Origin of the sequence: Peristeroidobacter soli, from assembly GCF_004138485.1 — a bacterium.
Classification (GTDB): Bacteria; Pseudomonadota; Gammaproteobacteria; order Steroidobacterales; family Steroidobacteraceae; genus Steroidobacter; species Steroidobacter soli.
This window is the reverse complement of the sequence record NZ_ML142848.1, coordinates 1338020-1362776: the sequence shown is the minus strand read 5'-3', so window position 1 is coordinate 1362776 and position 24757 is coordinate 1338020. Positions and strand designations below refer to the sequence as shown.

23 protein-coding genes and 1 tRNA gene are annotated in these 24757 nt (G+C 62.2%); 15 read left to right on the top strand and 9 right to left on the bottom strand.

What is annotated here, in order from left to right; genetic code table 11:
• Nucleotides 1-105 precede the first annotated feature (105 nt).
• Nucleotides 106-441: a hypothetical protein gene (locus EKO19_RS05715; RefSeq protein WP_129775400.1), complete on the bottom strand. Its 336-nt coding sequence runs from the start codon at nt 439-441 to the stop codon at nt 106-108.
• 169 nt (nt 442-610) lie between these two features.
• Between EKO19_RS05715 and EKO19_RS05710 the strand changes: the two genes are divergently transcribed.
• On the top strand, nt 611-1006 hold the full coding sequence (locus tag EKO19_RS05710) for a hypothetical protein (RefSeq protein WP_129775399.1): 396 nt from the start codon (nt 611-613) through the stop codon (nt 1004-1006).
• A 245-nt stretch (nt 1007-1251) separates the two neighbouring features.
• Entirely contained in the window at nt 1252-1374 is a 123-nt protein-coding gene (locus EKO19_RS39445) for a hypothetical protein (protein ID WP_281281004.1), read from the top strand.
• A gap of 4 nt (nt 1375-1378) precedes the next feature.
• On the opposite strand, the gene map is transcribed toward EKO19_RS39445, so the two are convergent.
• A complete protein-coding gene (map, locus tag EKO19_RS05705; protein WP_129776009.1) occupies nt 1379-2119 on the bottom strand; it encodes a type I methionyl aminopeptidase in 741 nt (246 codons plus the stop codon).
• Nucleotides 2120-2184: 65 nt separating this feature from the next.
• Nucleotides 2185-2571, bottom strand: a complete 387-nt coding sequence (locus EKO19_RS05700; protein ID WP_129775398.1) for a hypothetical protein — start codon at nt 2569-2571, stop codon at nt 2185-2187.
• Between the two features lie 240 nt (nt 2572-2811).
• Between EKO19_RS05700 and EKO19_RS38805 the strand changes: the two genes are divergently transcribed.
• Nucleotides 2812-5559, top strand: a complete 2748-nt coding sequence (locus EKO19_RS38805; RefSeq protein ID WP_217705129.1) for a S8 family serine peptidase — start codon at nt 2812-2814, stop codon at nt 5557-5559.
• A 57-nt stretch (nt 5560-5616) separates the two neighbouring features.
• Here the strand turns inward: EKO19_RS38805 and EKO19_RS05690 are convergent, their stop codons facing one another.
• The gene (locus EKO19_RS05690; protein ID WP_129775397.1) at nt 5617-6441 is read right to left on the bottom strand and encodes an N-acyl homoserine lactonase family protein; all 825 of its coding nucleotides are present in this window, start codon (nt 6439-6441) and stop codon (nt 5617-5619) included.
• Nucleotides 6442-6780: 339 nt separating this feature from the next.
• On the opposite strand from EKO19_RS05690, the gene EKO19_RS39650 reads away from it, so the two are divergent.
• Both EKO19_RS39650 and EKO19_RS05680 read left to right on the top strand, forming a co-directional pair.
• Nucleotides 6781-7086: a type II toxin-antitoxin system RelE/ParE family toxin gene (locus EKO19_RS39650; protein ID WP_129776007.1), complete on the top strand. Its 306-nt coding sequence runs from the start codon at nt 6781-6783 to the stop codon at nt 7084-7086.
• A 2-nt stretch (nt 7087-7088) separates the two neighbouring features.
• Nucleotides 7089-7406, top strand: a complete 318-nt coding sequence (locus EKO19_RS05680) for an addiction module antidote protein (RefSeq protein ID WP_129775396.1) — start codon at nt 7089-7091, stop codon at nt 7404-7406.
• Between the two features lie 161 nt (nt 7407-7567).
• Here the strand turns inward: EKO19_RS05680 and EKO19_RS05675 are convergent.
• From EKO19_RS05675 to EKO19_RS05660, 4 genes are all read right to left on the bottom strand, one after another.
• Nucleotides 7568-7643: transfer RNA gene (locus EKO19_RS05675), tRNA-Thr, on the bottom strand.
• Nucleotides 7644-7741: 98 nt separating this feature from the next.
• Nucleotides 7742-9139 (bottom strand): AdeC/AdeK/OprM family multidrug efflux complex outer membrane factor, encoded by a 1398-nt coding sequence (adeC, locus tag EKO19_RS05670; protein WP_129775395.1) that lies wholly within the window; start codon nt 9137-9139, stop codon nt 7742-7744.
• 2 nt (nt 9140-9141) lie between these two features.
• On the bottom strand, nt 9142-12300 hold the full coding sequence (locus EKO19_RS05665) for an efflux RND transporter permease subunit (protein ID WP_129775394.1): 3159 nt from the start codon (nt 12298-12300) through the stop codon (nt 9142-9144).
• 24 nt (nt 12301-12324) lie between these two features.
• Nucleotides 12325-13509, bottom strand: coding sequence for an efflux RND transporter periplasmic adaptor subunit (locus EKO19_RS05660; RefSeq protein ID WP_129775393.1), 1185 nt, complete (start codon nt 13507-13509; stop codon nt 12325-12327).
• Nucleotides 13510-13624: 115 nt separating this feature from the next.
• Here EKO19_RS05660 and EKO19_RS05655 point away from each other — a divergent pair, with 115 nt between their 5' ends.
• The 7 genes from EKO19_RS05655 (at nt 13625) to EKO19_RS05625 (ending at nt 21678) form a co-directional block, all read left to right on the top strand.
• Entirely contained in the window at nt 13625-14233 is a 609-nt protein-coding gene (locus EKO19_RS05655; protein WP_175596963.1) for a TetR/AcrR family transcriptional regulator, read from the top strand.
• Nucleotides 14234-14324: 91 nt separating this feature from the next.
• Nucleotides 14325-15647: a sugar MFS transporter gene (locus tag EKO19_RS05650; protein WP_129775391.1), complete on the top strand. Its 1323-nt coding sequence runs from the start codon at nt 14325-14327 to the stop codon at nt 15645-15647.
• A gap of 224 nt (nt 15648-15871) precedes the next feature.
• The gene (locus tag EKO19_RS05645; protein ID WP_129775390.1) at nt 15872-16267 is read left to right on the top strand and encodes a VOC family protein; all 396 of its coding nucleotides are present in this window, start codon (nt 15872-15874) and stop codon (nt 16265-16267) included.
• Entirely contained in the window at nt 16264-17169 is a 906-nt protein-coding gene (locus EKO19_RS05640) for a class I SAM-dependent methyltransferase (RefSeq protein ID WP_129775389.1), read from the top strand. The genes EKO19_RS05645 and EKO19_RS05640 overlap by 4 nt, the downstream gene beginning before the upstream one ends.
• A 108-nt stretch (nt 17170-17277) precedes the next feature.
• Nucleotides 17278-20532, top strand: coding sequence for an LpqB family beta-propeller domain-containing protein (locus EKO19_RS05635; RefSeq protein ID WP_129775388.1), 3255 nt, complete (start codon nt 17278-17280; stop codon nt 20530-20532).
• Between the two features lie 232 nt (nt 20533-20764).
• Complete coding sequence (locus EKO19_RS05630) at nt 20765-21052, top strand: hypothetical protein (RefSeq protein WP_129775387.1); 288 nt, start codon at nt 20765-20767, stop codon at nt 21050-21052.
• A gap of 128 nt (nt 21053-21180) precedes the next feature.
• Complete coding sequence (locus EKO19_RS05625) at nt 21181-21678, top strand: MarR family winged helix-turn-helix transcriptional regulator (RefSeq protein ID WP_129775386.1); 498 nt, start codon at nt 21181-21183, stop codon at nt 21676-21678.
• 4 nt (nt 21679-21682) lie between these two features.
• Here EKO19_RS05625 and EKO19_RS05620 read toward each other — a convergent pair whose 3' ends face one another.
• Nucleotides 21683-21961, bottom strand: coding sequence for a Dabb family protein (locus tag EKO19_RS05620; RefSeq protein ID WP_129775385.1), 279 nt, complete (start codon nt 21959-21961; stop codon nt 21683-21685).
• A 113-nt stretch (nt 21962-22074) separates the two neighbouring features.
• On the opposite strand from EKO19_RS05620, the gene EKO19_RS05615 reads away from it, so the two are divergent.
• The 3 genes from EKO19_RS05615 to EKO19_RS05605 are packed head-to-tail and all read left to right on the top strand — an operon-like array spanning nt 22075 to nt 24655.
• Nucleotides 22075-23187 (top strand): oxidoreductase, encoded by a 1113-nt coding sequence (locus EKO19_RS05615; RefSeq protein ID WP_129775384.1) that lies wholly within the window; start codon nt 22075-22077, stop codon nt 23185-23187.
• Nucleotides 23188-23198: 11 nt separating this feature from the next.
• Nucleotides 23199-23948, top strand: a complete 750-nt coding sequence (locus tag EKO19_RS05610) for an SDR family NAD(P)-dependent oxidoreductase (RefSeq protein ID WP_129775383.1) — start codon at nt 23199-23201, stop codon at nt 23946-23948.
• Between the two features lie 11 nt (nt 23949-23959).
• Nucleotides 23960-24655, top strand: a complete 696-nt coding sequence (locus EKO19_RS05605) for an EthD domain-containing protein (protein ID WP_129775382.1) — start codon at nt 23960-23962, stop codon at nt 24653-24655.
• Nucleotides 24656-24757 lie beyond the last annotated feature (102 nt).

The following is a 24757-nucleotide window of genomic DNA, read 5'->3' as shown; positions in this document are numbered from 1 at the left end:
TCCCGGCCGCGTTCTTCGATGAACTTCTTGAAGTCCGGCACCGTGTTCTCGACACGCGCGCTCACGATGCCCATGGCCCATGCTTTCGATCGCCATGGGTGAGAATCAAGTTCCTGGCGGCGAATCCTCGCCGGGTGGGTTCAACAGGTGACGCAATTGAATGCGGCTGCGCTCGCAGAACTCATCCATCGCTCGATCGCGCGCAAAGCCCTGCGCGTCGGGAAGTAGCGGACTGCCTTCGTAGTTGGAACGAACGATGCGCAGGCGTGGCAGCAATCGTCGCGTCGCGCGCAACGCCGAGATCGTCTTCGCGTCTTCACGGGTCAACAAATCGAAATCGCGCGCCACCGCGATGTCCAGGTCTTCCAACCACCATTCAACGAGATACACCAGATTCTCAATGGTGTCGTCGATGACGACGATGGGATCGCGGTAGTCCATGGCGGGCGGAGAAGGTGGCTGGGAACTGTTGTTATATACAGGTGCCTGGATCAGTTCAATAGGGGCGTCGCCGGCTGCCGGCGTCGCTCGCCGACGACTGTTCCGCGCGCCTCCAGATGCGGTGAGATCGCGAATAGCCGGACGGGAAGACTGAGCACGGAGAGAAGCAATGAAGACGATCGGTACGCTGGCAGTGCTTCTGGGCGCTGCGTTTCTAGGGGTGGGCGCGGCCAGTGCCACGGAAGTGTTTCGAGCGCATTACGAAATTCGCGTCGCCAGCCAGGGCACCGACAACACCATCCGTTCCACCTTCGAAACGCGGCCCGGCGAGCGCTTCACCCTGGATCTGCCACCCAATGTGGTGGCGATGGCGGTGCGTCGGCTGAACGCGGAAAACTACGAGCTGCAAGTGACGGTGACGCCGACCAAGGCGGATAAGGACCGAGGCAAGATCACGTTCAGCCACACCTATCAGGGCATCCTCGGGCGGCCGCTGGAGCTGAGAAACAGCAGCGATGGAGTCAATGTGGACGGCGCGATCTCGGTGGTGGTGCTGAACCGATAGACGCGACTTACATCCCGGATGCAAGCCATTATCATCTCGGCCGCCGCGGCCCCTTCTTATTAAAAGCAGGGGCCGCGCTCCATAGCCCGCCCACAGCCCCGCGCCGAACAGCCAGCCAGTGCTCAATGAATATGCATCGTGCGCCCACGACGGGACGGGCAACTACGGCACGCAACTCGCCAACTTAGACGTCACTTGTCCGCTCGATGCGGAGGGGCACTGGTTGTTCCGCGCCGGCGAGCGGTGTGACGCCGACGACCACAGGCACGCGTTTGCTCGGCGCGCCGGTGTGGATGGGGTCGACGTTCCTGAGCTATGACTTCGGCGCGTCGCGCACCGTCATCGGAACTTTGCGTTACGAGTGGTGACGGCTCAGGTCACGACGATGGGACGATCGCGCGTGATGATCATCGTATGCTCGAACTGTGCGCCTCGGCTGCCATCCGGGGTGCGCAGTGTCCAACCATCCTCGGCGGTCACTGCCTTCGTCGCGCGGGTCGTGAGGAAGGGTTCGATGGTGATCACCCAACCTTCCTTCAGCACGGTTCGATTGCGCGGATCGAACGTGTTGGGGACCTGCGGCTCTTCGTGGATGTAACGGCCCACGCCGTGCCCGCATAAATTCCGGATGACCCGGAATCCACAGCTCTTGGCGCGATGCTCGACCGCACGGCCGATGCCGTGCATCGGCGCGCCGGCCGTTACCTGTTCCATCGCATCTTCCAGCGCCAGCTTGGTGGCTTTCAACAGCTGCGCGGACTGAACAGAGACGGCGCCGACCGGAAAGCTCGCGCCGGTGTCGGCCCAGTAGCCGTTCAGCTCAGCGGACACGTCGATGTTGACCAGATCGCCTTCCTGCAGAACGCGCGAGGAAGACGGAATGCCGTGCGCGATGTTGTCGTTGACGCTGATGCAGGTGGTGCCCGGAAATCCATACGCCAGTTGCGGCGCCGAGCGGGCACCATGGCGAGTGAGAATCTCCTTGCCCAGATCGTCCAGTTCCCCGGTGGTCACGCCAGGCGCCACGCGAGCACCCAAGGCCTCGCGCACTTCCGCCACGATGGCACCAATCCGCTGCAGTCCTTCAATGTCGTGCCGGCCGTCGATGGACATATCGCTTTTCACCTGGATTCGAAAGCCAGGAGGGTACTCCAACGCGGGCGGATTTGCTGTGCGCGTTACTTGATCAGCGCGCGCCGGCTCGCCATCAATCCAACCATGCGGCGCGTGACTTCCAATAACACCAGTGCCGCCGCACCGACTTCGAGCAGGATGGTCGTGTTCATCATCGCGCTGTGTGCCGAGAGGGGCGCGACTACGTAGTGGCCGAGGCTGTCCAGCCCGAGCGCGGCGTATACCGCCAGCAACAGCAGCCCGATCCACTCGCGCGCCCGGTATACCAGCAACGCTCCGATTCCACCGACGGCAGTCATTGTCACCCAAGCCAAGTAGACGCCGGCGCTGGACCACGAGGCCGGCAGTCCCGGGTAGTCAGCGAGAAATTCGGCGTTGTGTACAAAATGCAGCAAGCTGGCCACCGCATAGAGGGCGAGCAACACGAACAAGAGTCGATGGTTGGAACGAGTCATGACCCATATGTAACAACGTCGGCGCAGTCGCGTAAAGCATTTAGCAAACATTCGGTGCATCGGCAGGAATGCGGCTTGAATCGGATCGGCGGTCGGCGTAGCGTCGGCCGAACGTGAGCATTCACGTAGGAAGATCCGATGTGTTTCGGGCGCATCGCCGCCCCGACAACAACAACGATCTGGCACCCGTCGGAACACGAACACGGAGCATGTTTCATGAACAGTCATGAGGGATTGCGCTGGCTGGTTCTAACAGCCGCGCTGGGATTCTTGCCCTTCACCGCCGATGCCAAGCCCACCGCAGCCAATCTGGGCGGCGGACTTGAACAACTTGCACAACCCGCCGCCGCCGCGCGCCGGGCTGCAGTTTCTGAAGTTCAGTTGATCCATCCAGTGCAGTTCGACGACGCCGGCCGCGCGCTGGTCCGCATCTCACTCGATGGCAAAGTGCCCGCTGCCAGCGTGATCGCAAGCTTGAAGAGTACGGCGGGCGTGGAAGTCATGGCCACGGACCTGAGCTATCGCGCGGGTGTGGTCGAAGCCTATGTTCCCAGCAGTTCGCTGCTGAGTGTCGCCGGCAAAAAGGGCGTGCTGGCCGTGGTGCCGTCGAGCCCGATGGTGACCAACGTGGGTTCCACCGACAGCCAGGGCATCGTTCAACATCGCGTCGACAAGATTCCCGGCATCGACGGCAAGGGCATCACCGTCGGCGTGATGTCGGACAGTTACGATACCAACGTTGCGCCCAACAGCGCCGCGGCCGACATCGCGACCGGCGATTTGCCGGGCGCCGGCAATCCCTTCGGCAACACCGAACCGGTCGTCGTACTCCAGGACTGGCCGGCTGCTTCGGACGAAGGCCGCGCGATGTTACAAATCGTGCACGACCTGGCGCCGAAGGCGCGACTGGGCTTCGCGACCGCCAACGGCGGCGAAGTCAATTTCGCCAACAACATTCGCGCGCTCGCCGGCATCTCCAGTGCGCCGAACGCGGTGCCGGGTTTCAAGGCAGACGTCATCGTCGACGACATCATCTATCTGTCCGAACCGTTCTTCCAGGACGGCATCGTCGCGCAGGCCGTGGATGAAGTGGCGGCGAAGGGAGTGTCGTATTTCTCGTCCGCCGGCAATCGTCCCGCGACTCAGGCGTACGACTCGAAAGTTCGTCTGGTGCCGGCGGATTCATCGTCGTGGGCCGGCACCAATCTCGACTTCAGCGGCGTCGATCCGGCGCTGTATGCAGGCGGCTTCCACAACTTTGCCGGTGGCAAGGACGTCGATATCGCCCAGACCATCGCGTTCACCAATGGCAGCACCATGGTGTTCCAGTGGAACGAGCCGTATGACCCGATTCCGCCCACGCCGGTGGGCGCGCCGATCGTTTCCGGGGTGAGCACGGTGCCGCCGGGCGGAACGTCGACCTTCACTTTCCCCGGGACCGCCGGGCGGCTGGTGGAAATATTTGTCGACGCCGACAGTTCCACGACCGGCACGCCGAATCCGGATCTGACTTTCACCTTGCTCGATCCGAACGGTCAGGAAATCCAGTTCGTCGATTCCACCACCAATCCTGAGTCGCTGATTCTGGAGTTGCCGCTGAACGGTACCTATACGGTCGTGGTCGACAGCTTCGGCGCGGCGCAGTTCGGCGATTACTCGTATCGCGTGCAGCAGGTGGAAGTGGTCGAGCAAGTGCTGTCGGATTACAACTTGCTGTTCTTCCTCCAGAACGGAACCTTCATCGGCGCCTTCGCGGAACAGAACCGATTCACCAACCGGCCCGTGGAGATCGGCCAGTTGCCGGGTGCCACGCTGCAGATGGTGGTCGCGCGTGCCAATACGCCAAAGAGCAAGAACCGGAATGTCGCGGATCGCATTCGTTACGTCGGCTTCAGCGGCGTGAATCCGCAGGAGTATTTCAGCTATCTCGGGCCCGTGACCTACGGCCACAACTCGGCTGAAGGCGCGATGGGTGTCGCGGCCTATGCGTTCTACGCGCCGTTTGTTCCGGAGGCGTTCACGTCGCCCGGACCGTCGACGATTTATTTCGACAAGAACAACAAGCGCTATCGCACGCCGCAGATTCGCCAGAAGCCGGACATGGCGGCGATGGACGGTGCCAACACCACGTTCTTCACCTCGGACTCGATCGTTGATCCGGACACCTTCCCGAACTTCTTCGGCACCAGTGCGGCGGCTCCGCACGCGGCGGCGATCGCGGCGCTGGTGCTCAACGCGGCGGGCGGACCGGGCTCGGTGAAGCCGGAGAAGATGCGCAAGGTCCTGCAGGACAGCGCCTTCCGTCACGATCTCGATCCGTTCTTCTCGTCGGGCTTCGCGCTGTCGGGCGGCAGTCTGATCGCGGTCAATGCAGCGGCCGATCAGAACTCCATCAGTCAGTTCGATCCCAACGTGTTCACGATCACGCAACTCGGGTTGCGAAAACTGGCGAGCTTCTCCATCAACGGCAGCGGTGGCAATGTGACTCAGACGCCGAAGGGCATCGTGTTCGATGAGCGCAGCGCGCCGTTGCCCGCGCCGGGTCAGCCGTTCGTTGTCGGTCGCACGGTGGGATTGAGTGCGTCGGATGTGACCGCCACTGCGTCGCTGCCTGCCGATCTGCCGGGTGTCGCGGGTCAATGGAAACAGCTCGATCTCGCTTTCCGTCCCGGCTCGTTCCGTAGCGGCGACCTGCTGTCGTTCGGCATCGATCGCGACGAAGCCGACGCCGCCGGACCGAACGTCGCAGCCGGCGGTAACTCCGCCGACTTGCTGGGCGGCGGCGTGTCGCTTCCTTCGGGCGATGTCATTCCTGGCGGCGCGAGCTTCTTCGGCACGTACGAAGGCGGCGGCGGCTTCCGCGGCGAGTTCTTCAACCTCATTGGCAAGGGCTACAGCCAACTCGACGGCTATGGCTTCATCAACGCCGAGGCGGCTGTGAAGGCTGTGCGCAAGAAGAAGTAGTTCTGCATCGCCAGCAGTTCGAGGGGCCCGTGGCGTGAGTCGCGGGCCCTTTTGTTTTTATTCCGCGTACGCCGGAAAGGCGGGCAGCTTCTTGATGTCCGCCTGCTCGTGCTGAATCACCACGGCCGCGCGCAGATTCTTCGCGAGCCCCTTGAATCGATCCAACGATGCGAGCGACTGCGCTCGATCCGTGTTGAAGACTGGCACGCCGTTCGTGGCGTAGTTCTGCTCGAAGTGCGCCACGTCGCCGGACAACAGGACGTATTGTTTCGAGAGCTTCACGAGCAGGCCGTGGTGCCCGGGTGTGTGTCCCGGCAGGTCGATCATCACTACACTTTGATCGCCGAACACATCCTTATCCCCGTTTATTTCCTCCAACTTGCCTTCGCCGCTCAGCCAATGCGCCAGCGGCTTTGCCCGTTCACTTCCCGGCGTTCGTAGCGCGGCGATGTCTCCTTTGCCCATCAGCAGTCGTGCTCGTGGAAACGTTGCGGCCTGTCCGGTGTGGTCGTAGTGATAGTGACTGATCCCGATGATCCCGATCTGCTTCGTCTCGATGCCCAGCGTCTTCAACTGATCCGGTATCGACTTGCTCAAACTCTCGCCTGTCGCGCCTGGACCTTGCAGTGGCTTGCCCAGCGCTTCGGTGGCTAAGCCTGTGTCCCACAGCATGTACCTGTCTCCGTGCTTGATGAGATAGCAGCTCACTGTCAACTCTTTTGACTGGCCGACGTATGCGTACGTGTCGGAGAACAAGTTCAGATCGCTTTCCAGGATGGCGCCGCAGTCCAGGCGCCAGAGTTTCAACACGGGCGTCGCTGCGACCGATGCTGTGGCGTAGAGGGTGAGACAGGCAAGGAAGGTCAGAGCTCGCCGGGTCATGAGTTGCTTCTAGCGTCCTGCCGGGAGTGGCATGGGCGCAATGATATCGGCGGGGGATGCAAGCGGACCAGAAGCCTCGGCGTGATTGCCGTGGGCTGCCCGCGTGTGCCTGGTGCGCGGGTGATCGTCTGGGGCAATCGCGCGGAGGTGGCGTTCTCGAGAGGCATTTCGAATCACAATTTCAGAAAAAAGAAAGTGGCTTACCCAGCGGTTCAAGCCCCTTTTCAGCTGTCTGCGGGTCGGTGTGGAGATGCCACGATCATGGGGTTCGAGGACCAAATGATCATGAGAGGCGGACATGTTCTTTCAGTCTGGTATTCCTGTATCCGGGCGGATACAATGGAGGTAGTCAACACCCTGGTCCGGACGGCGGAGTTTGCCAAATGGATGCGGCAGTTGCGCGATCCCAGAGGCAAGGCGCGCATCGTTGCGCGGCTGGATGCGGCGGAGTTAGGAAACTTCGGTGATTGTGAGCCAGTAGGTGAGGGCGTCAGTGAAATGCGCATTCACACCGGGCCGGGTTACCGGGTGTATTTCACGCGACAGGGAAGAGTCGTGTATGTGCTGCTGTTGGGCGGAGACAAGTCCATGCAAAGGCGTGACATCAAGCGTGCGATTCAGCTTGCGCGCGAATTGGAGGAATGAGTATGAAGAAGGCGAAGCATTCCACGAAGACCAGGTCGCGCGCTGCGGAGCTCGCGCCATTCGATGCCGCCGAATTTCTCGATAATGAGGAAGTCATCGCCGAGTATCTCGCGGCAGCACTGGAAGATCCGAACCCTGATACGTTTCTTCGCGCCATGGCCAACGTGGCAAAGGCCCGCGGCGTTTCTCAAGTCGCGAAGGCATCCGGGTTGGGGCGAGAGAGTCTGTATAAGGCGCTGGCGCCCGGTGCCAAGGTGAGATACGAAACAGTCCGGAAGGTGTTGGATTCACTCGGAGTCCGGCTGACAGTGGCAGCCTAGGCGGGAGCATGGATGATGGCGGTCACGTTGTGACGATCGCCATCCCGATCAACGGGGGGTGAAGGTCCGCGTCAACATACTTGCTCTGGTGCACAGACTGGAAGTCTTGCCTGTAACGAGTGAACGCGTTGCTGCCCTCAGCTAAGCGATGCGTGCGGAAGTGGTGCCGACTGAGGGACTCGAACCCCCGACCCACTGATTACAAATCAGTAGCTCTACCAACTGAGCTAAGTCGGCATTTCCCTTTGGGATACAGCAGGTTGCTATACCCGAGAAGCGGTGCGCGGAAAGCGAAGGGGCGGCATTGTAAGCCAGAACCGCCCCGGCGGGAACCTCTACTCCGACCAGCCGCCGCCTAACGCCTTGTACAGGGTGACAGTATTGGTGAGCTTCTGCAGGCGGGCGTCGATCAGGCCTTGTTGGGCGGTGTAGAGGGAGCGTTGCGAGTCGAGGACGTCCAGGTAGCTGTCGACGCCGCGTTCGAAGCGGGCTTGCGAGAGTCGGAAGCTGGTGGCGGTGGCTTCGACGAGCGACTGGCGCGCGGAGAGCTGGTCGCCGAGGGTGTTGCGTTCGGCGAGGGCGTCGGCGACTTCGCGGAAGGCCGTCTGAATTGCCTGCTCGTACTGCGCGACTTCGATCTGGCGGCCGACATGAGCCGCGTCGAGGTTGGCGCGATTGGCGCCGCCGGCGAACAGCGGGATGCTGATCTGAGGCACGAAGCTCCACGCGCCGGAGCCGCTTTCGAACAGGCCGTTCAAATCATTGCTGCTGCTACCCGCCGAGCCAGTCAGTGTGATGCGTGGATAGAAGGCCGCGCGCGCTGCGCCGATGTTGAAGTTTGCGGCTTTGAGCTCGTGTTCTGCCTGCAAGATGTCAGGGCGGCGAGTCAGCAGAGCCGAAGGAAGACCCGCAGGCAAATCAGCGACCGTGCTAACCGTGTCGCTCAAGGAAGCAGGCGTCAGATGCTCCGGCACGGCAGTGCCGAGCAGTAACACGAGCGCATTTCGATCCTGAGCGATCAGTCGCGTGTAGGTCGCGACATTCACGCGTGCTGTATCGACGCTCGTTTGAATCTGGCGCAACGTCAACTCGGACGCGCTGCCCAGCTCGAAGCGGCGCTTGGTCAGATCATAGCTTTCGCTCTGGCTCTGCAACGTCTGTTGAGCGAGCGCGAGCTGTTCCAGATCCGCCGACCAAGTGAGATAAGCATTGGCGACTTCCGCGATCAGGCTGATCTGCGTCGCCTTGCGCGCTTCGCCGGTCGCAAGAAATCTCTCGAGCGCCTGGCCATTCAAGCTGCGCACGCGACCGAACAGATCCAGCTCGTAAGCGCTGAGCGCAATGTTCGCGTTGAACTGCCGCGTCGTCATCGAGCTGCCAGTTTGCGACACGCTGGCAGGAACGCGATTCACGCTTTCGTTACCAACCGCATCGAGCTGCGGAAAGCTCTGCGAGCGCTGAATCCGATACTGCGCGCGAGCCTGATCGATGTTCAGAATTGCGACGCGCAGGTCACGGTTGTTGGCGAGCGACAGATCGATCAGCTCCCGCAACTTCGGATCGGCATAGAACTCGCGCCACTGAATGTCGGCGATCGTCGCGCTCGACGCGCTGCCTGCATCCGGATAGTCCGCCGCGACCGGCGCGGCGGGGCGTTCGTAAGTGGGAGCCATCGTGCAACCGGCCAGCCACGAGGCAGCCACGGCGCCGATCAACAGTTTGCTGTAACTCATAATCAGTGCGTCTCCGCCGGAGTGGCGAGGGCCAGGGGCGCATCACCCTGCGGGGCAGGGCGGCGCGTGAACACTTTCATCACGACCACGAACAGCAGCGGCACGAAGAAGATCGCGAGCACGGTGCCCGAGACCATGCCGCCGATGACGGCCGCGCCGAGCGCGCTTCGAGCGCCAGCACCTGCGCCGGTGCTGAGCATCAGCGGCAGCGCGCCCAGGATGAAGGCGAGCGAGGTCATGAGGATCGGTCGCAGGCGCATGCGGGCCGCCGTGACCGCGGCTTCGAGCAAGTCGGTGCCGCGTGCATACAGATCCTTCGCGAACTCGACGATCAGAATCGCGTTCTTCGATGCCAGGCCGATGGTCGTGAGCAGGCCGACCTGGAAGTAAACATCGTTCATCTTCCACATCAGGATCGCGGCAATCAGCGCGCCGAGCACACCGAGCGGCACGACGAGAATGACGGAGAGCGGAATCGCCCAGCTCTCATAGAGCGCTGCCAGACACAGGAATACGACCGCGATCGAGAGCGTGTAGAGCAGCAGCGTCTGCGAGCCCGCCGCGCGTTCCTGCAGGGACACGCCGGTCCATTCGAAACCGATGCCCGGAGGCAGTTCCTTCGCATGACGCTCGACGATGTCCATCGCTTCGCCGCTCGACGCCACGCCGGGCAGCGCCATGCCGAGAATCTCGACCGAGGGCACACCGTTGTAGCGTTCCAATCGCGGCGAGCCGGACGTCCACTCGGTGCTCGCGAATGCGCTGAACGGCACCATGTCGCCGGTGGCATTGCGCACGTACCAGCGATTGATGTCTTCGGGCAGCATGCGATAGGGCGCGTCGGCCTGCATGAACACCTTCTTCACACGACCGCGATCGATGAAGTCGTTGACGTACACGCTGCCCCAGGCGCTGGAGAACGTGTCGTTGATGTCGGCGAGCGACAGGCCCATCGCACCGGCCTTGTGAGTATCGATCTCGAGGCGCAGCTCGGGCGTGTCTTCCTGGCCGTTCGGTCGCACACCGACCAGCGAACGTTCCTGGCTGAGCGCGCCGAGCAGCTGATTGCGAGCTTGAAGCAACGCTGCATGACCGAGGTTGGCGCGGTCCTGGAGCATCAAATCGAAGCCGCTCGCGTTACCCAGCTCCGCAACCGCCGGAGGTGCGAAGGCGAACACCTGCGCATCTTGAATGGTCGCGAAATACTGCGAGGCTTTGGCGATCACCGCGCCGATCTGCTGATCCGGGTGTGTACGCTCGTCCCAAGGACGCAATTTGATGAACGCCATACCGGTGTTCTGTCCGCCACCCGCGAAGCTGAAGCCTGCGACTGTGAGCACGGATTCCACTGAGTCCTTCTGATCCTCGAGCACGTGGTGCTCGACCTGTTTGATCACGTCCAGCGTGCGGTCCTGCGTGGCACCCGGTGGCAACTGAACGATCGCGAAGATCGTGCCCTGGTCTTCATCGGGCAGGAAGCCCGTCGGAATCTTGGTGAACACCATCGCGACGATGCCGACGATGACCGCATACGCAATCATGAAGCGACGACGGCGATTCAGGATGCCGAGCACCCCGCCTTCGTAACGAGCGGTGCCCTTGTCCATCCAGCGGTTGAACGCGCCGAAGAAGCCCTTGGTTGCTCGAGCGTGCGAAGGATCGACCGGCTTGAGCAGCGTCGCGCACAGCGCGGGCGTGAGAATCATCGCGACCAGCACGGACAACGTCATCGCCGCGACGATGGTGATCGAGAACTGACGATAGATGACGCCGGTCGAGCCGCTGAAGAATGCCATCGGCACGAACACGGCAGCGAGCACGAGCGCAACGCCGACCAGCGCGCCAGTGATCTGGCTCATGGATTTACGGGTGGCCTCACGCGGCGGCAACCCTTCTTCCGACATCACGCGCTCGACGTTTTCCACGACGACGATGGCGTCGTCCACGAGCAAGCCGATGGCCAGCACCATCGCCAACATCGTGAGCGTATTGATAGTGAAGCCGAAAGCCGCCAGCACGCCGAACGTACCGAGCAGCACGACCGGCACCGCGATCGTCGGGATCAGCGTGGCGCGGAAGTTCTGCAGGAACAGATACATCACCAGGAACACCAGCACGATGGCTTCGACCAGTGTCTTGACCACTTCCTGGATGGAGATGCGCACGAACGGTGTGGAGTCGTACGGTTTGACGACTTCCAGGCCCTGTGGGAAGAACGGGCGCAGTTCTTCGACCTGCGCGTCGATGGCGTTGATCGTGTCGAGCGCGTTCGCGCCCGTCGCAAGCTTCAGAGCGAGGCCGGCGGTCGGCTGACCGTTGTAACGACCCTCGCTGACATACGATTCGCTGCCGAGCTCGATGCGGGCGACATCGCGCAGGCGCACCTGCGAGCCGTCGGTTTGGGTACGAAGCAGGATGTTTTCGAATTGATCGGCCGTGCGCAGGCGGGTCTGCGCAGTGATCGTCGCATTCAGCTGCTGACCGGACACGGCGGGCAGTCCGCCCAACTGACCGGCCGATACCTGCGTGTTCTGGGCCGCGATGGCATTCCTCACGTCCAGCGCCGTGAGGTGATAGTTGTTGAGCTTGCTGGGATCGAGCCAGATGCGCATGGAATATTGCGCGCCGAACAGCTGCGTGTCGCCGACGCCTTCGACGCGACTCAGCGCGTCTTGAACGTTGGCGGCGACGTAGTCGTTCAGATCGGCCGCGTTCATGCTGCCGTCTTTCGAGACGAACGCCAGCACGCTCACGAAGTTCATCACCGCCTTCGCGACAGTGAGACCTTGACGTTGCACTTCCTCGGGCAGCGAGGCTGTCGCGAGTGACAGCTTGTTCTGAACTTGCACCTGTGCCGTATCCGGGTCGGTGCCGTTCTCGAATGTCAGCGTGATGGTCACCTGGCCCGACGATTCGCTGGTCGACGACATGTAAGCGAGTCGATCGAGCCCTTTCATTTTCTGCTCGATGACTTGCGTTACCGTGTCCTCGACGGTCTTGGCGGACGCGCCGGGATAGTTCGCCGTGATGGAGATCGCCGGCGGCGCGATGTCGGGATACTGGGCGATGGGCAACGTGGTGACCGCCAGCGTGCCGGCGAGCATCACGATGATCGCAATGACCCAGGCGAAGACCGGACGATCGATGAAAAAGCGGACCATGATGTTTCTCGATGTCTGACTGGGTTACATCGCGACGCGCGACGCGAGCTGCTCACCATCGCTGGCGGGCGGCTGATAAGGCGAGGCTTCGACCAGCGCGCCGGGCTGAACTTTCTGCTGGCCCGATACGACCAGCACGTCGCCGGCCTGGAGGCCGCCGGTGACCAGCCATTGATTGCCGATGGCTCGTTGAGTGAGCAGTTGGCGCTGCTGAATTTTGCCGTCGCTGCCGACGACGAAAGAGTGCGGCTTGCCGGTCGAGTCACGGCTCACTGCCTGCTGAGGCACGAGCAGCGCTTGCGACATCGTGCCCTCCTCGATGATCGCGCGGACGTACAGATTCGGCAGGAGCTCGCCCTTGGGATTCGGGAACTCGGCGCGCAAGGTCACTGAGCCGGTGTTTGCATCCACCGTGACATCCGAGAACTGCAATTTGCCTTCGATCGGATAAGTCGTGCCGTCATCGAATACGAGCTTCACCTTCGCGGTGCCATCGCCGAGCTGGCCTTGCGCGATGGCGCGCTTCAGCTGAAGCACGGTGTTGCTCGACTGCGTGACGTCCACATACATCGGATCGAGCTGTTGAACCGTCGCGAGCGTGGCGCTTTGATTTGCGGTTACGAGCGCGCCGGCAGTCACGGACGATTTGCCGATACGGCCGGTGATGGGCGAGGTGACGCGTGTGTAGGCGAGATCGATTCGAGCGGTTTCCAACGCGGCGCGAGCGGATGCAACCTCAGCATTCGCTTGTAACAACGCGGCGTCCGCATCGTCGGCGTCCTGCTGGCTGACGGCGTTGATCGCTTTGAGCTCGCGATAACGCTCGGCTTTCAATTTCGTCGTGTGCTGATTCGCTTGCGCCTTCGCGAGCGCCGCTTCGGCGCTGTCGACGGCGGCTCGATAAGTGGCGGGATCGATCTGATAGAGCAGATCGCCCTTCTTCACAGCACTGCCTTCGACGAACTTTCGTGATTGCAGAATGCCCGTGACTTGAGGCCGCACATCCGCAACCAGCACGGCACTGGTGCGACCGGGCAGTTCAGTCGTGAGAACCACCGGCTGCGGCTGCACGACGACCGTGCTCACCTTCGGGGTTCCCTGTGGGCCGGGCGCATGTCCCATCGGCGGCTTGCCGCAAGCGGTCAACACGGCCATGCCGATCAGGCTCAGCGCGGCGGCGGCCAAAGGTGCGCGATAGGGGCGGGTCATTACGAGGGCTCCAAACTATGACCAAAAGCGTACTGTACGGTTTAGTTTAGAATTGACAGTCGCCGGCCGTCAAGCAAAAATGTACACCTCGGTTCAGTTATGTGATGGGGTCGACATGAAAGTCCGCACCGACGCCAAGCGCGACGAAATCATTGAAATCGCAAGGAAAACCTTCCTTGAGCTGGGCTATGAGCGCGCCTCGATGGCGGAGATTGCGAGCCGCTTGGGCGGTTCGAAGGCGACCTTGTACGGCTACTTTCCGTCCAAGGAGGCGCTGTTCCTGGCGATCGTGAACAAGCTGGCTGAGCTGTATGTGTCGCCGGCCGTGCAGCGCCTCGAAGAAAGCGCCGATGAAGATGTGCGCGCGGCTTTACAGCGGTTCGGCGAGCAATTCCTCGCGTTCATTTCCGATCCCGAGGCGGTGGCGGCGTATCGCGTGGTGATCAGCGAAGCTGCGCACTCCGATATCGGCGAGTCGTTTTTCGAGACGGGACCGAAGCGCACCATCGAATCCATCGGGCGCTATCTCGCCGGCGCGATGGATCGCAATCAACTGCGCCGCGCGGATCCTGAGATTGCAGCTCAACATCTGGCGGCGTTGCTCGCGCATGGCGAGCCCTGGCATCAATATTTCTTGCGCAAGGCGCCGAGCCCCACGCCTGCGCAGATCAAAGGCATGGTCGACCGCGCCCTCGACGTGTTCTTGGGCGGCTACCAACTCTGACTCGGGCTTCGCGGGGCCGAGGCGACCTGTTGCTGGGCAGCCCGGCACCTGGGCTATACTCAGACAATTCGCCCGCCCCTCGGAGCAGTTCATGGCGTCACCCGTGTCTTCGCTTCCGGCCAGCCCCAGCGCCGGTATCACCAGCACCCAGAAATCGGCGCTCACGCTGCTGGCCAGTCTGTTCTTCATGTGGGGTTTCATCACCGTCATCAACAACACGTTGTTGCCCCACCTGCGCTCCGTGTTCGATCTGACTTATACCCAGACCACCTGGATCGAGTCGGTGTGGTTCATCGCTTACTTCGTTGCGTCGATTCCGTCGGCCAAGCTCATCGAGCGCATCGGCTACAAGAGCTCGATGGTGGTGGGGCTGCTGATCATGTCGGTTGGCGCGCTGCTGATGATTCCGGCCGCGAGGATTCCTTCTTATGGCGTCGTGCTCACGGCGCTGTTCATCATCGCTGCCGGCATCACGCTGCTGCAGGTCGCAGCGAATCCATACGTCGCGGTCATCGGCCCGGCGCAGAGTGCGTCGTCACGATTGAATCTGGTGCAAGCGTTCAACTCGATGGGTACGACGTTCGCGCCGTTGTTTGGCGGCTATTTGATTCTGAGCCGCAGCGCCTCGGGCAACGTCGAAGGCGGTGCCGCCGTCCTGACGATGGAGCAGCGCCTGGCCGACGCGCAGTCGGTGCAGCTGCCTTATTTCATCGTGGCGATGGTGCTGGTCGTGCTCGCCGTCGTGATCGCGCGTTACAAACTGCCGGACCTCGATGCCGCCACACGCCGCCTCGACGCTGCGGATCGCAAGAACCATTCGCTGTGGAAGCATCGCAATCTGCTGCTGGGCATTCCCGCGATCTTCATCTATCTGATCGCCGAGATCGGCGTCAGCAACCTGTTCATCAACTTCGTCTCATCGCCGGAGATCGGCAACCTGACGCACGCGCAGGCGTCGAACTATCTGTTCCTGCTCTGGGGTGGAATGATGGTGGGGCGCTTCGCCGGCAGTCAGCTGATGCGTAAGTTCGCGGCTGAGAATGTGCTGGCGTGGGCCGCTACCGGCGCGTTCATCGTCATGGTGCTCACAGTGTTTGCGACCGGAAAGGTCGCGATGTGGAGCCTGATTTCCGTGGGCTTGTTCCACTCCATCATGTTCCCGACGATCTTCACGCTCGGCATTCGCGGTCTTGGTCCGCTGACCGAAGAAGGCTCGGGCCTGTTGATCATGGCAATCGCCGGCGGCGCGTTGGTGGTCGTGCAGGGACGACTGGCCGACATGTTCGGTCTGCAGACGTCGTTCCTGTTGACCGCGGTGTGCGAGCTATATGTGCTGTTCTACGCGGTGTGGGGCTGCAAGGTTACATCCGCAGAGCCGGAACAACGCCTGGCAACCCCGACGACGGGTCACTAAGTTCGATCTTGCTGCCAGCGTTCGAAGACCACTTCCGCCGCGGCGGTTCGTCGACGCGATCCGTACCGTCGATATTACGGGGTGGCGGCCTCGCGCACACCTGAGTAGGTCGACCGTCTGGCCGACCAAGTGAGCCTCTGGCGCGACAGGGCGCAACCGCTGAGATTGAACCGGTCGACGCGGCGATGCCATGCTTGGCGCCCATTCATTCAGGGGACTCTCCCATGCTCGACCACCTTGGCATTTCCGTCCCGGACTTCGCGGCGTCCAAGGCGTTCTATCTGAAGGCACTGGCACCGCTCGGCATCGGCGTGGTCATGAACGTGCCCAAGGAGGAGAGCGGGCGGGCGAGCGACTACACCGGCTTCGGCACCGACCACAAACCCTATTTCTGGATCGGCCAGGGCGTGGCGCCGCAGGGCATGCACTTGTGCTTCACGGCTAAGACGCGTGCGGAGGTCGATGCGTTCTATAAAGCAGCAATGGCGGCTGGCGCTCGCGACAATGGTCCGCCGGGCATTCGCGAGCACTATCATCCGAACTATTACGGCGCCTTCGTGGTCGATCTCAACGGAGTGAATCTCGAAGCCGTCTGCCACCAACCGGGAGAGAACAAATGAGAAAGTCATTGATGGGCGTGTCCGCGCTCGCTTTGCTTACAGCGCTGTCAGCTTGCTCGAAGCAGGAGCCCACGACGCAGACGCCGCCGGTTGCCGAAGCGACTCAGCCAGCCGCCGCCGATCCGTTGGTTGCGAGTCTCAGTGGCGAGTGGCGCAGCGCCGATGACAAGGCGCGCGATGAGTTTCGTCATCCGAAGGAAGCCTTGGAGTTCTGGGGGCTCGCGCCCGGCATGACGGTGCTCGAAGTGCAGCCCGGTGCCGGTTGGTGGAGCGATATCCTCGCGCCATACGCGAATGCGACCGGCGGCAAGTACTACGCGACCGCTGCGGATCTCGCGAATCCGGAGTTGTCCGAAGCGGCCAAACAGGGACGCAAGGATTTCGAAGCGCGCTTTGCTGCCAGGCCCGACGTGTATGGCTCGGTGCAGTTCGTGAACTTCGGTGCCAGGTCGGCGCCGCTGCCGGAGAACACGTTCGACTTCGCGCTGTCGGCGCGCTCGTTCCATGGCTGGATGGGCGGCGGCGTCACCGATAAATTCCTCAAGGATCTGTACGGCGCGCTCAAGCCTGGCGGCATTCTCGCCATCGAGCAGCATCGCGCCAACCCGGGTGAGCAGGATCCCAAGGCCGCGAGCGGCTATGTCACCGAAGCCTACGTGATCGAGCAGGCGCAGAAGGCCGGCTTCGAGCTGGTCGAGAAGTCGCAGATCAATGCCAACGCCAAGGACACCAAGGATCATCCGTTCGGTGTGTGGACCTTGCCGCCCACCAAGCGCACGCGCCCCTACAGCGAAGGCCCGGATGCCAACGATCCGAACTTCGATCGCACCAAGTACGATGCGATCGGCGAATCGGATCGCATGACGCTGAAGTTCCGCAAGCCGGCGGCGCCTGCCGCCTGAGTCTCGGGCGGCTGGTGCCCACTGGGCACCGAGCCGCTCCGAGAACGCGCCGGTTCGCGAGAAACCGGCTCTATAAGATGACCCGACAATATTCAACAGGGGTCATCGATGAGTGGACGAAGCAACGCCCGGCGTGCGCTCACGCTCGCCGGAGCGCTGTGCGCCGTGCTTACGGCTCAACTCAGTGGCGCTGCCGATCAAGCGCCGGCGTATCGCGATATCGATTTCACCGCGACCGAAGGGACGTGGATGAGTCTGGATGTAAGCCCCGACGGCAAGACCATCGCGTTCGATCTGCTCAATGACATCTATGTGATGCCCGCCGAAGGCGGCGTCGCCAGGCCCATTCACTCCGGCCCGGCCGTGCAGCGCAGCCCGCAGTTCAGTCCCGACGGCAAGTCGCTGGTGTATCTCAGCGATGAAACGGGTGCCGACAACCTCTGGATCTCGGCGCTCGACGGTTCGGGAGCACGGCAGATCAGCAAGGAAAACCTGGCGATGATCACCGGGCCGGCGTGGTCGCATGACGGTCGTTCCATCGTGGCCATCAAAACCAACGCCAGCGTGCATGAGATGAAGATGTCGGAGGTCCGCCGCTTCTTCCTCGACGGCACCGCCGAGCAAGTCGTCGTGACTCCGCCCGAGAGCGGCAAGGATGTGCAGGAACCGCGACTCGCGTCCGACGGTCGTTATCTCTATTACACCGAGCGCAAAGGCGGCGAGCACTACGTGTACTTGAACACGGGGCTCAGCAACTTCGTCATTCGCCGGCTCGATATGCAAACCGGCGAGAGCTCGGATTTGATTGCCGGCTTCGGCAGCGCGACGACGCCGCAGGTGTCGCCCGATGCGAAGACCGTTGCATTCATTCGCCGTGTCGGTTCGAAAACTGTGTTGTTCCGTTATGACGTGGCGTCGAACACGCAGCACCCGGTGTATCAGGAGCTGGATCGCGATCTGCAGGGCGACTATATCCCGCAAGAGCACTACTACCCCGCGTTCGGCTGGTTCCCCGACAATCGTCACGTCGCCATCTGGGGCAAAGGTCAGTTGCTGAAGGTCGATGTGCAGACCGGTCAGGCGACGCAGATTCCGTTCCAGGCGCCCGCGCACCATCGCATTCACAAGACGCTGCGCACTCGGCTGGAATCGGCGCCCGGTCAATTCGACGTGCGTATCTTCAGGCAGCTCGCTGTTTCGCCGAGCGGTGAATTGGTGTTTCGCGCGCTCGGCAAGCTCTGGCGGCAGGATCTGGCGGGGCAGCGCGCTCCGCAACGTTTGACCAAGTCGGTGCAGGCGGAGAGCGAGCCGATGTGGTCGCCGGACGGGCGCACGCTTGCGTATGTCGAGTGGAATGATGAGACCGGCTCGACGCTCAAGCTGCGTTCCGCCAACGGCAAAGAGAAAGTAATTGTCAGCAGCCGAGGTGCGATTCGTCAGCCGACGTTCTCGCGCGACGGTCGCCGCGTTGCCTATCGCATCATGGATCCTGACAACGCGATGGGCGGTGCCGCGGATCGGGTCGGTCTCTATCTCGTGAACTCGGACGGCACTGGCGGGAAGTTCCTCACCGAAGCCAGCGGCCTCGCGCAGTTCTCACCTGACGACAAGCGCATCTATTTCTTCGGCGCATCGGACTTCGCCGGTCGCAAAGCCGTGCTACTCCGGAGCATTGGTGTCGATGGCAAGGATGCTCGCGATGTGGCGTACGCCGAGACTGCCGATACGGGCGACTTCGTGCTCAGCCCGGATGGTCGGTGGCTGGCGTTCAAAGAGTTCAACCAGCTGTACGTGATGCCATACCAGGAGAGCGATCAGGCACTCAAAGTCACTGCGCAGGGAAACAGCTCGGCCCGACAGCTCACTGCGACAGACGGCTTCGAGCTGGTGTGGACGCCGGACTCCTCGAAAATGATCTGGACGCTTGGCCGGGATTTGTTCGTGAGCTCGCCGGGTGAGCGCGGTGTCGTTGAAAAAGCTCAGCGTGCAATCGCTCTGAGCGTCAAGGGCGATGTTCCTGAAGGCACCGTCGCCTTCGTGAACGCCCGCATTCTGCCGATGACCGGGCAGGACATCATCGAACGAGGCGCAGTTGTCGTCGAAGGCAATCGGATCAAGGCAGTCGGTCCGATGGATAGCGTCGCGGTTCCGCGCGGTGCGAAGGTCATCGATCTCGGTGGCAAGACGCTCATGCCGGGAATGTTCGACGCGCACGGTCACATCGACTGCTGCTACATGACTGGCGTAACGCCGGTGAAGCGTCCGACGCACTACGCCGCGTTGGCGTATGGCGTGACCACGAACTTCGATCCGTATTCGAACGAGCTCACGAGCTACGAAGCCACTGAGATGACGCAGGCGGGTGAGATGGTCGGTCCGCGCTGGCTGAGCACCGGCTTTGTGATCTACGGGCGCTCCGGCAAGCCGGATCGTGTGTTCAATCAGATCCGGAATCTCGAAGACGCGCGCGCCATCGTGCGACGCAAGCAAGCCATCGGCGGCCACATTCTCAAGAGCTACAAGCTGACTACGCGCGAACAGAAGCAATGGTTGTTGCAGGCGGCGGCGGAAGGCGGGTTGATGGTCGACGCGGAAGGCGCCGGTCACTTCTACGATAACGTCAGCATGATTCTGGACGGCACCACCAACCTCGAGCACAACCTGCCGGTCGCGACGTATTACGACGATCTGTTGCAGCTGTTCAAGAACGCGTCGATGTCGAGCACACCGACGCTGATCGTCACGTTCGGCGAGCTGTTCGGCGAAAACTACATTTATCAGCACCAGGAGCCCTGGAAGGAAAGCAAGGTTCGCACTTACATTCCGGGCGTGAACAACGCGTACAACCCGATCACTGGCGCGGGCGAGGCGCCGCTGTACGTGCGTGGCATGCAGTCCATTCATTATGCGGATGAGCTGTACGACGTGGGCTTCCGTTCGGTGGGGCGCTCCATCAAACGTCTCGACGATGCGGGCGTGACCATCAACGTCGGTTCGCACGGCCAGTCCTCCGGCATCGCCATTCATTGGGAAATGCAGCTGCTCGCCGAAGGCGGCATGTCGCCGATGCGAATCCTGCGTGCCGCGACCATCAATGGCGCTCATACGTACGGCCTGGATCATCAGCTCGGCTCCATAGAGGCCGGCAAGCTGGCCGATCTGATCGTGCTGGATCGCGATCCGCTCGCCGACATCCGCAACACCAACAGTGTGCTTTACACCATGGTGAACGGCCGGCTGTACGATTCGCAGAGCATGAACGAGATCGGTAATTACAATCGGCCGCGTAGCAAATTCTACTGGGAGCTCGGCGATCGACATGGCATCGACTGGAGTCCGGCCTGGACGGGGCACAGTCACTGAGTTCAATTGTGGACAGTCCGCACAGGCTGACGTGGTTGGCACGACAGCTATAACCTACGTCAGTCTCGGATATCCCGTTGCGGGCTATGCGCATCTCCGCATGCAACTCCAGGAGGCGCCGCGCGTTTAGGTCTGCGATGTCGGGCGCAACATCGATGAGGGAAATTTCCCCTCCGTGATACTCGCGGCGGGCCTCATAGAGAAGTCAACGCGCCAACTCGAGGAGACTTTCATGGCGAACGAGCGTAACAATCCTGAGGATCGGAATCGCACTGCGCAGGCTGGCAGCGATGCCAATCGCAACCAGCAGCAGCAGACGTCTCAGGGTAACAAGCAGCAGGGTCAGAACCAGGTCCGTCAGGATCAGCAAGGCGGCGGATCGCGATCGGGTCAGCAGAGCCAGGAAGGCAGCCAGCGCAATCAACCCGGTCAATCGGGCCAGATGCGTTCGCCACAGCAAGGTGGCAGTGGCAACCGCACCGAGCAACAGGACCGCGATCAGGACAAGGATCGTCGCTGAGTCGATCCGGCAACTCGAAGCCAGCCGAGCGATCGGCTGGCTTTTCAACGGGTGCTTTTATTTGTATGGCGGCCGTGTGCTAGAGTGCGGCGCAGTTGCAGGGATCTGCGAAGAATAGCAACTGCGAAATGGCCAGATCGAACAAGCCGCTACCACCGCTCGACGAACGTATCTCCTTTCTCATCCATCGCATCAGCGCCCGGGTGTTTCTGATCTGTAATCCCTATTTCCGGGAATACGGCATCGATCTGCACAACTCGAGGATGCTGGTCATCCTGATGGAAAACGAAGAGGCGCGGGTCGGCGATCTGGTCAGCCGCATGGTGCTGCCGCAATCGACGATCTCTCACCAGATCCTGCAGCTGGAAAAGCGCGGGCTGGTCAAACGCAAGCGCGCCGAGGACGATAGCCGCTCGGTCACCGTCTCGCTGACCAAGAAGGGCCGGGAAGTCGCGCAGCTCTGCAACACCCTGAGCTCGGATGTCTATCAGGCAATGGTCGAGGGCATGTCGCAGGCTGAGCTGAAGCAGTTGCGTCAGCAGCTCCGCGACATTTTCGATCGCCTGGACGCGTTCGAGTCCGAGCGCCGTCGCCTGGCCGAGCAGGCCGAGCAGACCGAAGAATAGTCGCTCAGGTCTCGTAGTCCAGCACCCAGCGTTCGGCCACCAGAGCGCCGACTGTTTGCTTCACCGGTGCGTGCACCGGATGGTCGGCGTATGCGGCCAGCGCCGCCCGGTCCGTGAACTCGGTGTACAGCCCCACGTCCACCGGTGAGCCCGCCGCGAAATTGACGCCCACCTCCAGGCCCAGCAGGCCTGGAATCCTGCCGCGCATGCTCTCCAGCTCCTGCTTGACGCGCGCCACGTCCGCCTTGTTTTTCAGCCGCCACAGGACGATGTGCTTGATCATTGCTCGCTCCACTTCCGGGGCGGCGATAGTAGCGTGTCCGGGCGCGCCGGAATAAATACATCGAAATAGATTTAAAATGGGGTATGCTGGGGCGAGACCAGCAGGGGGTGGTAATGAGCAGTGCCGTGACCCGGCTGTTGCAGCCGGTCGAGCTCGGCGCGCTGTCGCTGCGCAATCGCGTGGTGATGGCGCCGATGACGCGCGAACGTTCGCCCGGCGGCGTTCCGGGCCCGGAGGTTATGGCTTACTACCGGCGTCGAGCGGCGGGCGGGGTCGCGATGATCATCACTGAAGGCTGCGCGCCCGATGAGATCGGTGCGTTCGGTGCTTGCGTGCCGCGATTGAACGCCGAATCCGCGCCGGCCTGGCGGGAAATGGCTCGAGCCGTGCACGAGGAGGGGGCGTGCCTGGTGCCGCAGCTGTGGCACGTCGGTGCGTTCGAACCCTCGATGGTCGGCATGACCGATACACTGGCCGCCGCGACGCGCATCAGTCCGTCGGGCCTCGCGGCTGCGAATCGTCCCATCGGGCGCGCGATGGCCCAGGCCGATATCGATGCGGCGATCGAATCCTTCGCGGCCGCCGCCGTATTGGCGCAACGGCTGGGCTGCGATGGCGTCGAGATTCACGGCGCGCACGGCTATTTGCTCGATCAATTCTTCTGGTCGACCACGAATCAGCGATCCGATCGCTATGGCGGCGGGCTCGAACGGCGTGGCCGCTTTGCCGTCGAAGTCGTCCAGGAGATTCGCCGGCGCGTTGGCCCGTCGTTCCCCGTGCTGCTGCGCTTCTCGCAGTGGAAGCAGCTCGACTACGACGCGAAGCTGTTCACATCGCCGGATGAATTGACGCGGTTCCTGCGCCCACTGGTCGATGCCGGCGTCGATGTCTTCCATTGTTCGACCCGACGCTTCTGGGATCCGGCGTTCACAGGTAGCGATCTGACGCTCGCGGGCTGGACGCGAAAACTATCGGGACGGCCGACCATCGCGGTGGGCTCGGTGACGCTCGGCAACGATTTCAAATCTCCTCAGGGCAAACAGTTCGCGGCGATCGATCAGGCAGCTATCGATCGCCTGGAAGATTTCCTTGCGCGCGGCGAGTTCGACTTGGTCGCCGTTGGGCGCGCGTTGTTGGCGAATCCCGACTGGGTGCGCACAGTTGCCGAGCGCGGCGCCGAGGCGTTGCAGCCGTTCTCGCGCGACATGCTCGATCGGCTGCATTGAGGGGGTGTTGTATGGGCATGCTCGAAGGCAAGGTCATTCTGGTTACCGGTGCGAGCGCCGGCATTGGCCGCGCTGCCGTCGGTTTGTTCGTCCGTGAGGGCGCACGAGTCATCGCGACGGCTCGGCGTGAGGCGGAGGGGCGGGCGGCAATCGCTGCCGCTGGCGCCAGTGCTTGCTTCAAATCCGCCGATCTGCGTGACGCGTCGAGCATCGAAGGTCTGTTCGCTTTCATTGAAAGCGAGTTCGGTCGACTCGACGGCGCCTTCAACAACGCAGCCATGACGCAGGATGCCGTGCCGCTCGTCGATACGCCGGCCGAGATGTATGAGCAGGTCTTCGATACCAACGTTCGATCGGTATGGCTGTGTCTGCGTCACGAGTTGCGAATCATGCAGCGTCAACGCGCGGGGGCGGTCGTGAACACGTCCTCCATCGCCGGCACGCGAGGTTTCCCTGGCCTGTCGCTGTACAGCGCGAGCAAGCATGCGGTGATCGGCTTGACCAAGTCGGTGGCGCTGGACGCTGCGCCGTTTGGCGTGCGAGTGAACTGCATCTGCCCGGGCACGACGCGCACCGAGATGATGGAGCTTCAGATGCGAACGCGCCCGGGCGGTGAGCAGGAGACAACCAAGGGCATTCCGCTCGGTCGCGTGTCATCGCCCGAGGAACAAGCGGAAGCCGCGGCCTGGCTGCTATCGGATCGCGCCAGTTTTATCACGGGTGAGCAACTCATCGTCGACGGAGGACGGACGGTGCGTTGACGGGGGCTCGCATGATCCGACCCAAGCTGATGTATCTAGCGCGTCGCAACCCGGCGCTGTCTCGCGAACAATTCACTCCACGGTGGCGACAGCACGGCGCGCTCGGCATGAGCATGCCGCGGTGGAAGAACATCTGGCGCTACGTTCATTGCGACGTGCTGCCCGAGTCTGGCGACGACTACGATGGCGTCGGCATCGTGTGGCACAAGTCGCCGGAATCACGGCGCGCGCACCGCGAAGACACGAGCTCGCAGGGCGCGATGGAGGCGGACGAAGTGCAAACATTCGACCGGCTCGTCGTGAATTTCTGCGCGTTGATGGAGGAGCGGACGGTTCAAGAGCCGCGTCCGTCGGCGCGCGTAAAGCTGATTCGATTCGCGAAGCTCCAGGCAGGCGTGATGCGCGAAGAATTCGACGCCGATGCGTTGCTCCACGCAATGAATCTGCTGGCGACACCGATCGGGCAGAGCATGCGCGGCTTCGTGCAGAACCAGGCTCAGCCCACTGAAACCGGCCGCCCCTGGGGGCTGCCCTACGATTACATCGAGGAGCTCTGGTTCGACCGGGTGTCGGATGCAGCTCGAGCACGGACGCAGTTGCGCCATGCCTTGCCCGCCCCGTGCGAGGGCGACGAGCCGATAGCCGTGCTTACGAACGAAGTCGTGTTGTACGAGTTGCGGGATCTCGCGCCCGTGCCCGCCATGTGACGAATCATCGGCTTGCGGGCGCCGACCAGAATTTATATCGAAATCGATTGAAATGCCCAAGGCGCGACGGTATAAAAGCGGCACACGAGAATCGGACGGGCC

What these genes read in the sequence shown, in the direction of transcription:
- EKO19_RS05715 (WP_129775400.1), bottom strand. Translation starts at nt 441, where the DNA reads ATGGACTACCGCGATCCCATCGTCGTCATCGACGACACCATTGAGAAT.
- EKO19_RS05710 (WP_129775399.1), top strand. Translation starts at nt 611, where the DNA reads ATGAAGACGATCGGTACGCTGGCAGTGCTTCTGGGCGCTGCGTTTCTA.
- map (WP_129776009.1), bottom strand. Translation starts at nt 2,119, where the DNA reads ATGTCCATCGACGGCCGGCACGACATTGAAGGACTGCAGCGGATTGGT.
- EKO19_RS38805 (WP_217705129.1), top strand. Translation starts at nt 2,812, where the DNA reads ATGAACAGTCATGAGGGATTGCGCTGGCTGGTTCTAACAGCCGCGCTG.
- EKO19_RS05690 (WP_129775397.1), bottom strand. Translation starts at nt 6,441, where the DNA reads ATGACCCGGCGAGCTCTGACCTTCCTTGCCTGTCTCACCCTCTACGCC.
- EKO19_RS39650 (WP_129776007.1), top strand. Translation starts at nt 6,781, where the DNA reads ATGGAGGTAGTCAACACCCTGGTCCGGACGGCGGAGTTTGCCAAATGG.
- EKO19_RS05680 (WP_129775396.1), top strand. Translation starts at nt 7,089, where the DNA reads ATGAAGAAGGCGAAGCATTCCACGAAGACCAGGTCGCGCGCTGCGGAG.
- adeC (WP_129775395.1), bottom strand. Translation starts at nt 9,139, where the DNA reads ATGAGTTACAGCAAACTGTTGATCGGCGCCGTGGCTGCCTCGTGGCTG.
- EKO19_RS05665 (WP_129775394.1), bottom strand. Translation starts at nt 12,300, where the DNA reads ATGGTCCGCTTTTTCATCGATCGTCCGGTCTTCGCCTGGGTCATTGCG.
- EKO19_RS05660 (WP_129775393.1), bottom strand. Translation starts at nt 13,509, where the DNA reads ATGACCCGCCCCTATCGCGCACCTTTGGCCGCCGCCGCGCTGAGCCTG.
- EKO19_RS05655 (WP_175596963.1), top strand. Translation starts at nt 13,625, where the DNA reads ATGAAAGTCCGCACCGACGCCAAGCGCGACGAAATCATTGAAATCGCA.
- EKO19_RS05650 (WP_129775391.1), top strand. Translation starts at nt 14,325, where the DNA reads ATGGCGTCACCCGTGTCTTCGCTTCCGGCCAGCCCCAGCGCCGGTATC.
- EKO19_RS05645 (WP_129775390.1), top strand. Translation starts at nt 15,872, where the DNA reads ATGCTCGACCACCTTGGCATTTCCGTCCCGGACTTCGCGGCGTCCAAG.
- EKO19_RS05640 (WP_129775389.1), top strand. Translation starts at nt 16,264, where the DNA reads ATGAGAAAGTCATTGATGGGCGTGTCCGCGCTCGCTTTGCTTACAGCG.
- EKO19_RS05635 (WP_129775388.1), top strand. Translation starts at nt 17,278, where the DNA reads ATGAGTGGACGAAGCAACGCCCGGCGTGCGCTCACGCTCGCCGGAGCG.
- EKO19_RS05630 (WP_129775387.1), top strand. Translation starts at nt 20,765, where the DNA reads ATGGCGAACGAGCGTAACAATCCTGAGGATCGGAATCGCACTGCGCAG.
- EKO19_RS05625 (WP_129775386.1), top strand. Translation starts at nt 21,181, where the DNA reads ATGGCCAGATCGAACAAGCCGCTACCACCGCTCGACGAACGTATCTCC.
- EKO19_RS05620 (WP_129775385.1), bottom strand. Translation starts at nt 21,961, where the DNA reads ATGATCAAGCACATCGTCCTGTGGCGGCTGAAAAACAAGGCGGACGTG.
- EKO19_RS05615 (WP_129775384.1), top strand. Translation starts at nt 22,075, where the DNA reads ATGAGCAGTGCCGTGACCCGGCTGTTGCAGCCGGTCGAGCTCGGCGCG.
- EKO19_RS05610 (WP_129775383.1), top strand. Translation starts at nt 23,199, where the DNA reads ATGGGCATGCTCGAAGGCAAGGTCATTCTGGTTACCGGTGCGAGCGCC.
- EKO19_RS05605 (WP_129775382.1), top strand. Translation starts at nt 23,960, where the DNA reads ATGATCCGACCCAAGCTGATGTATCTAGCGCGTCGCAACCCGGCGCTG.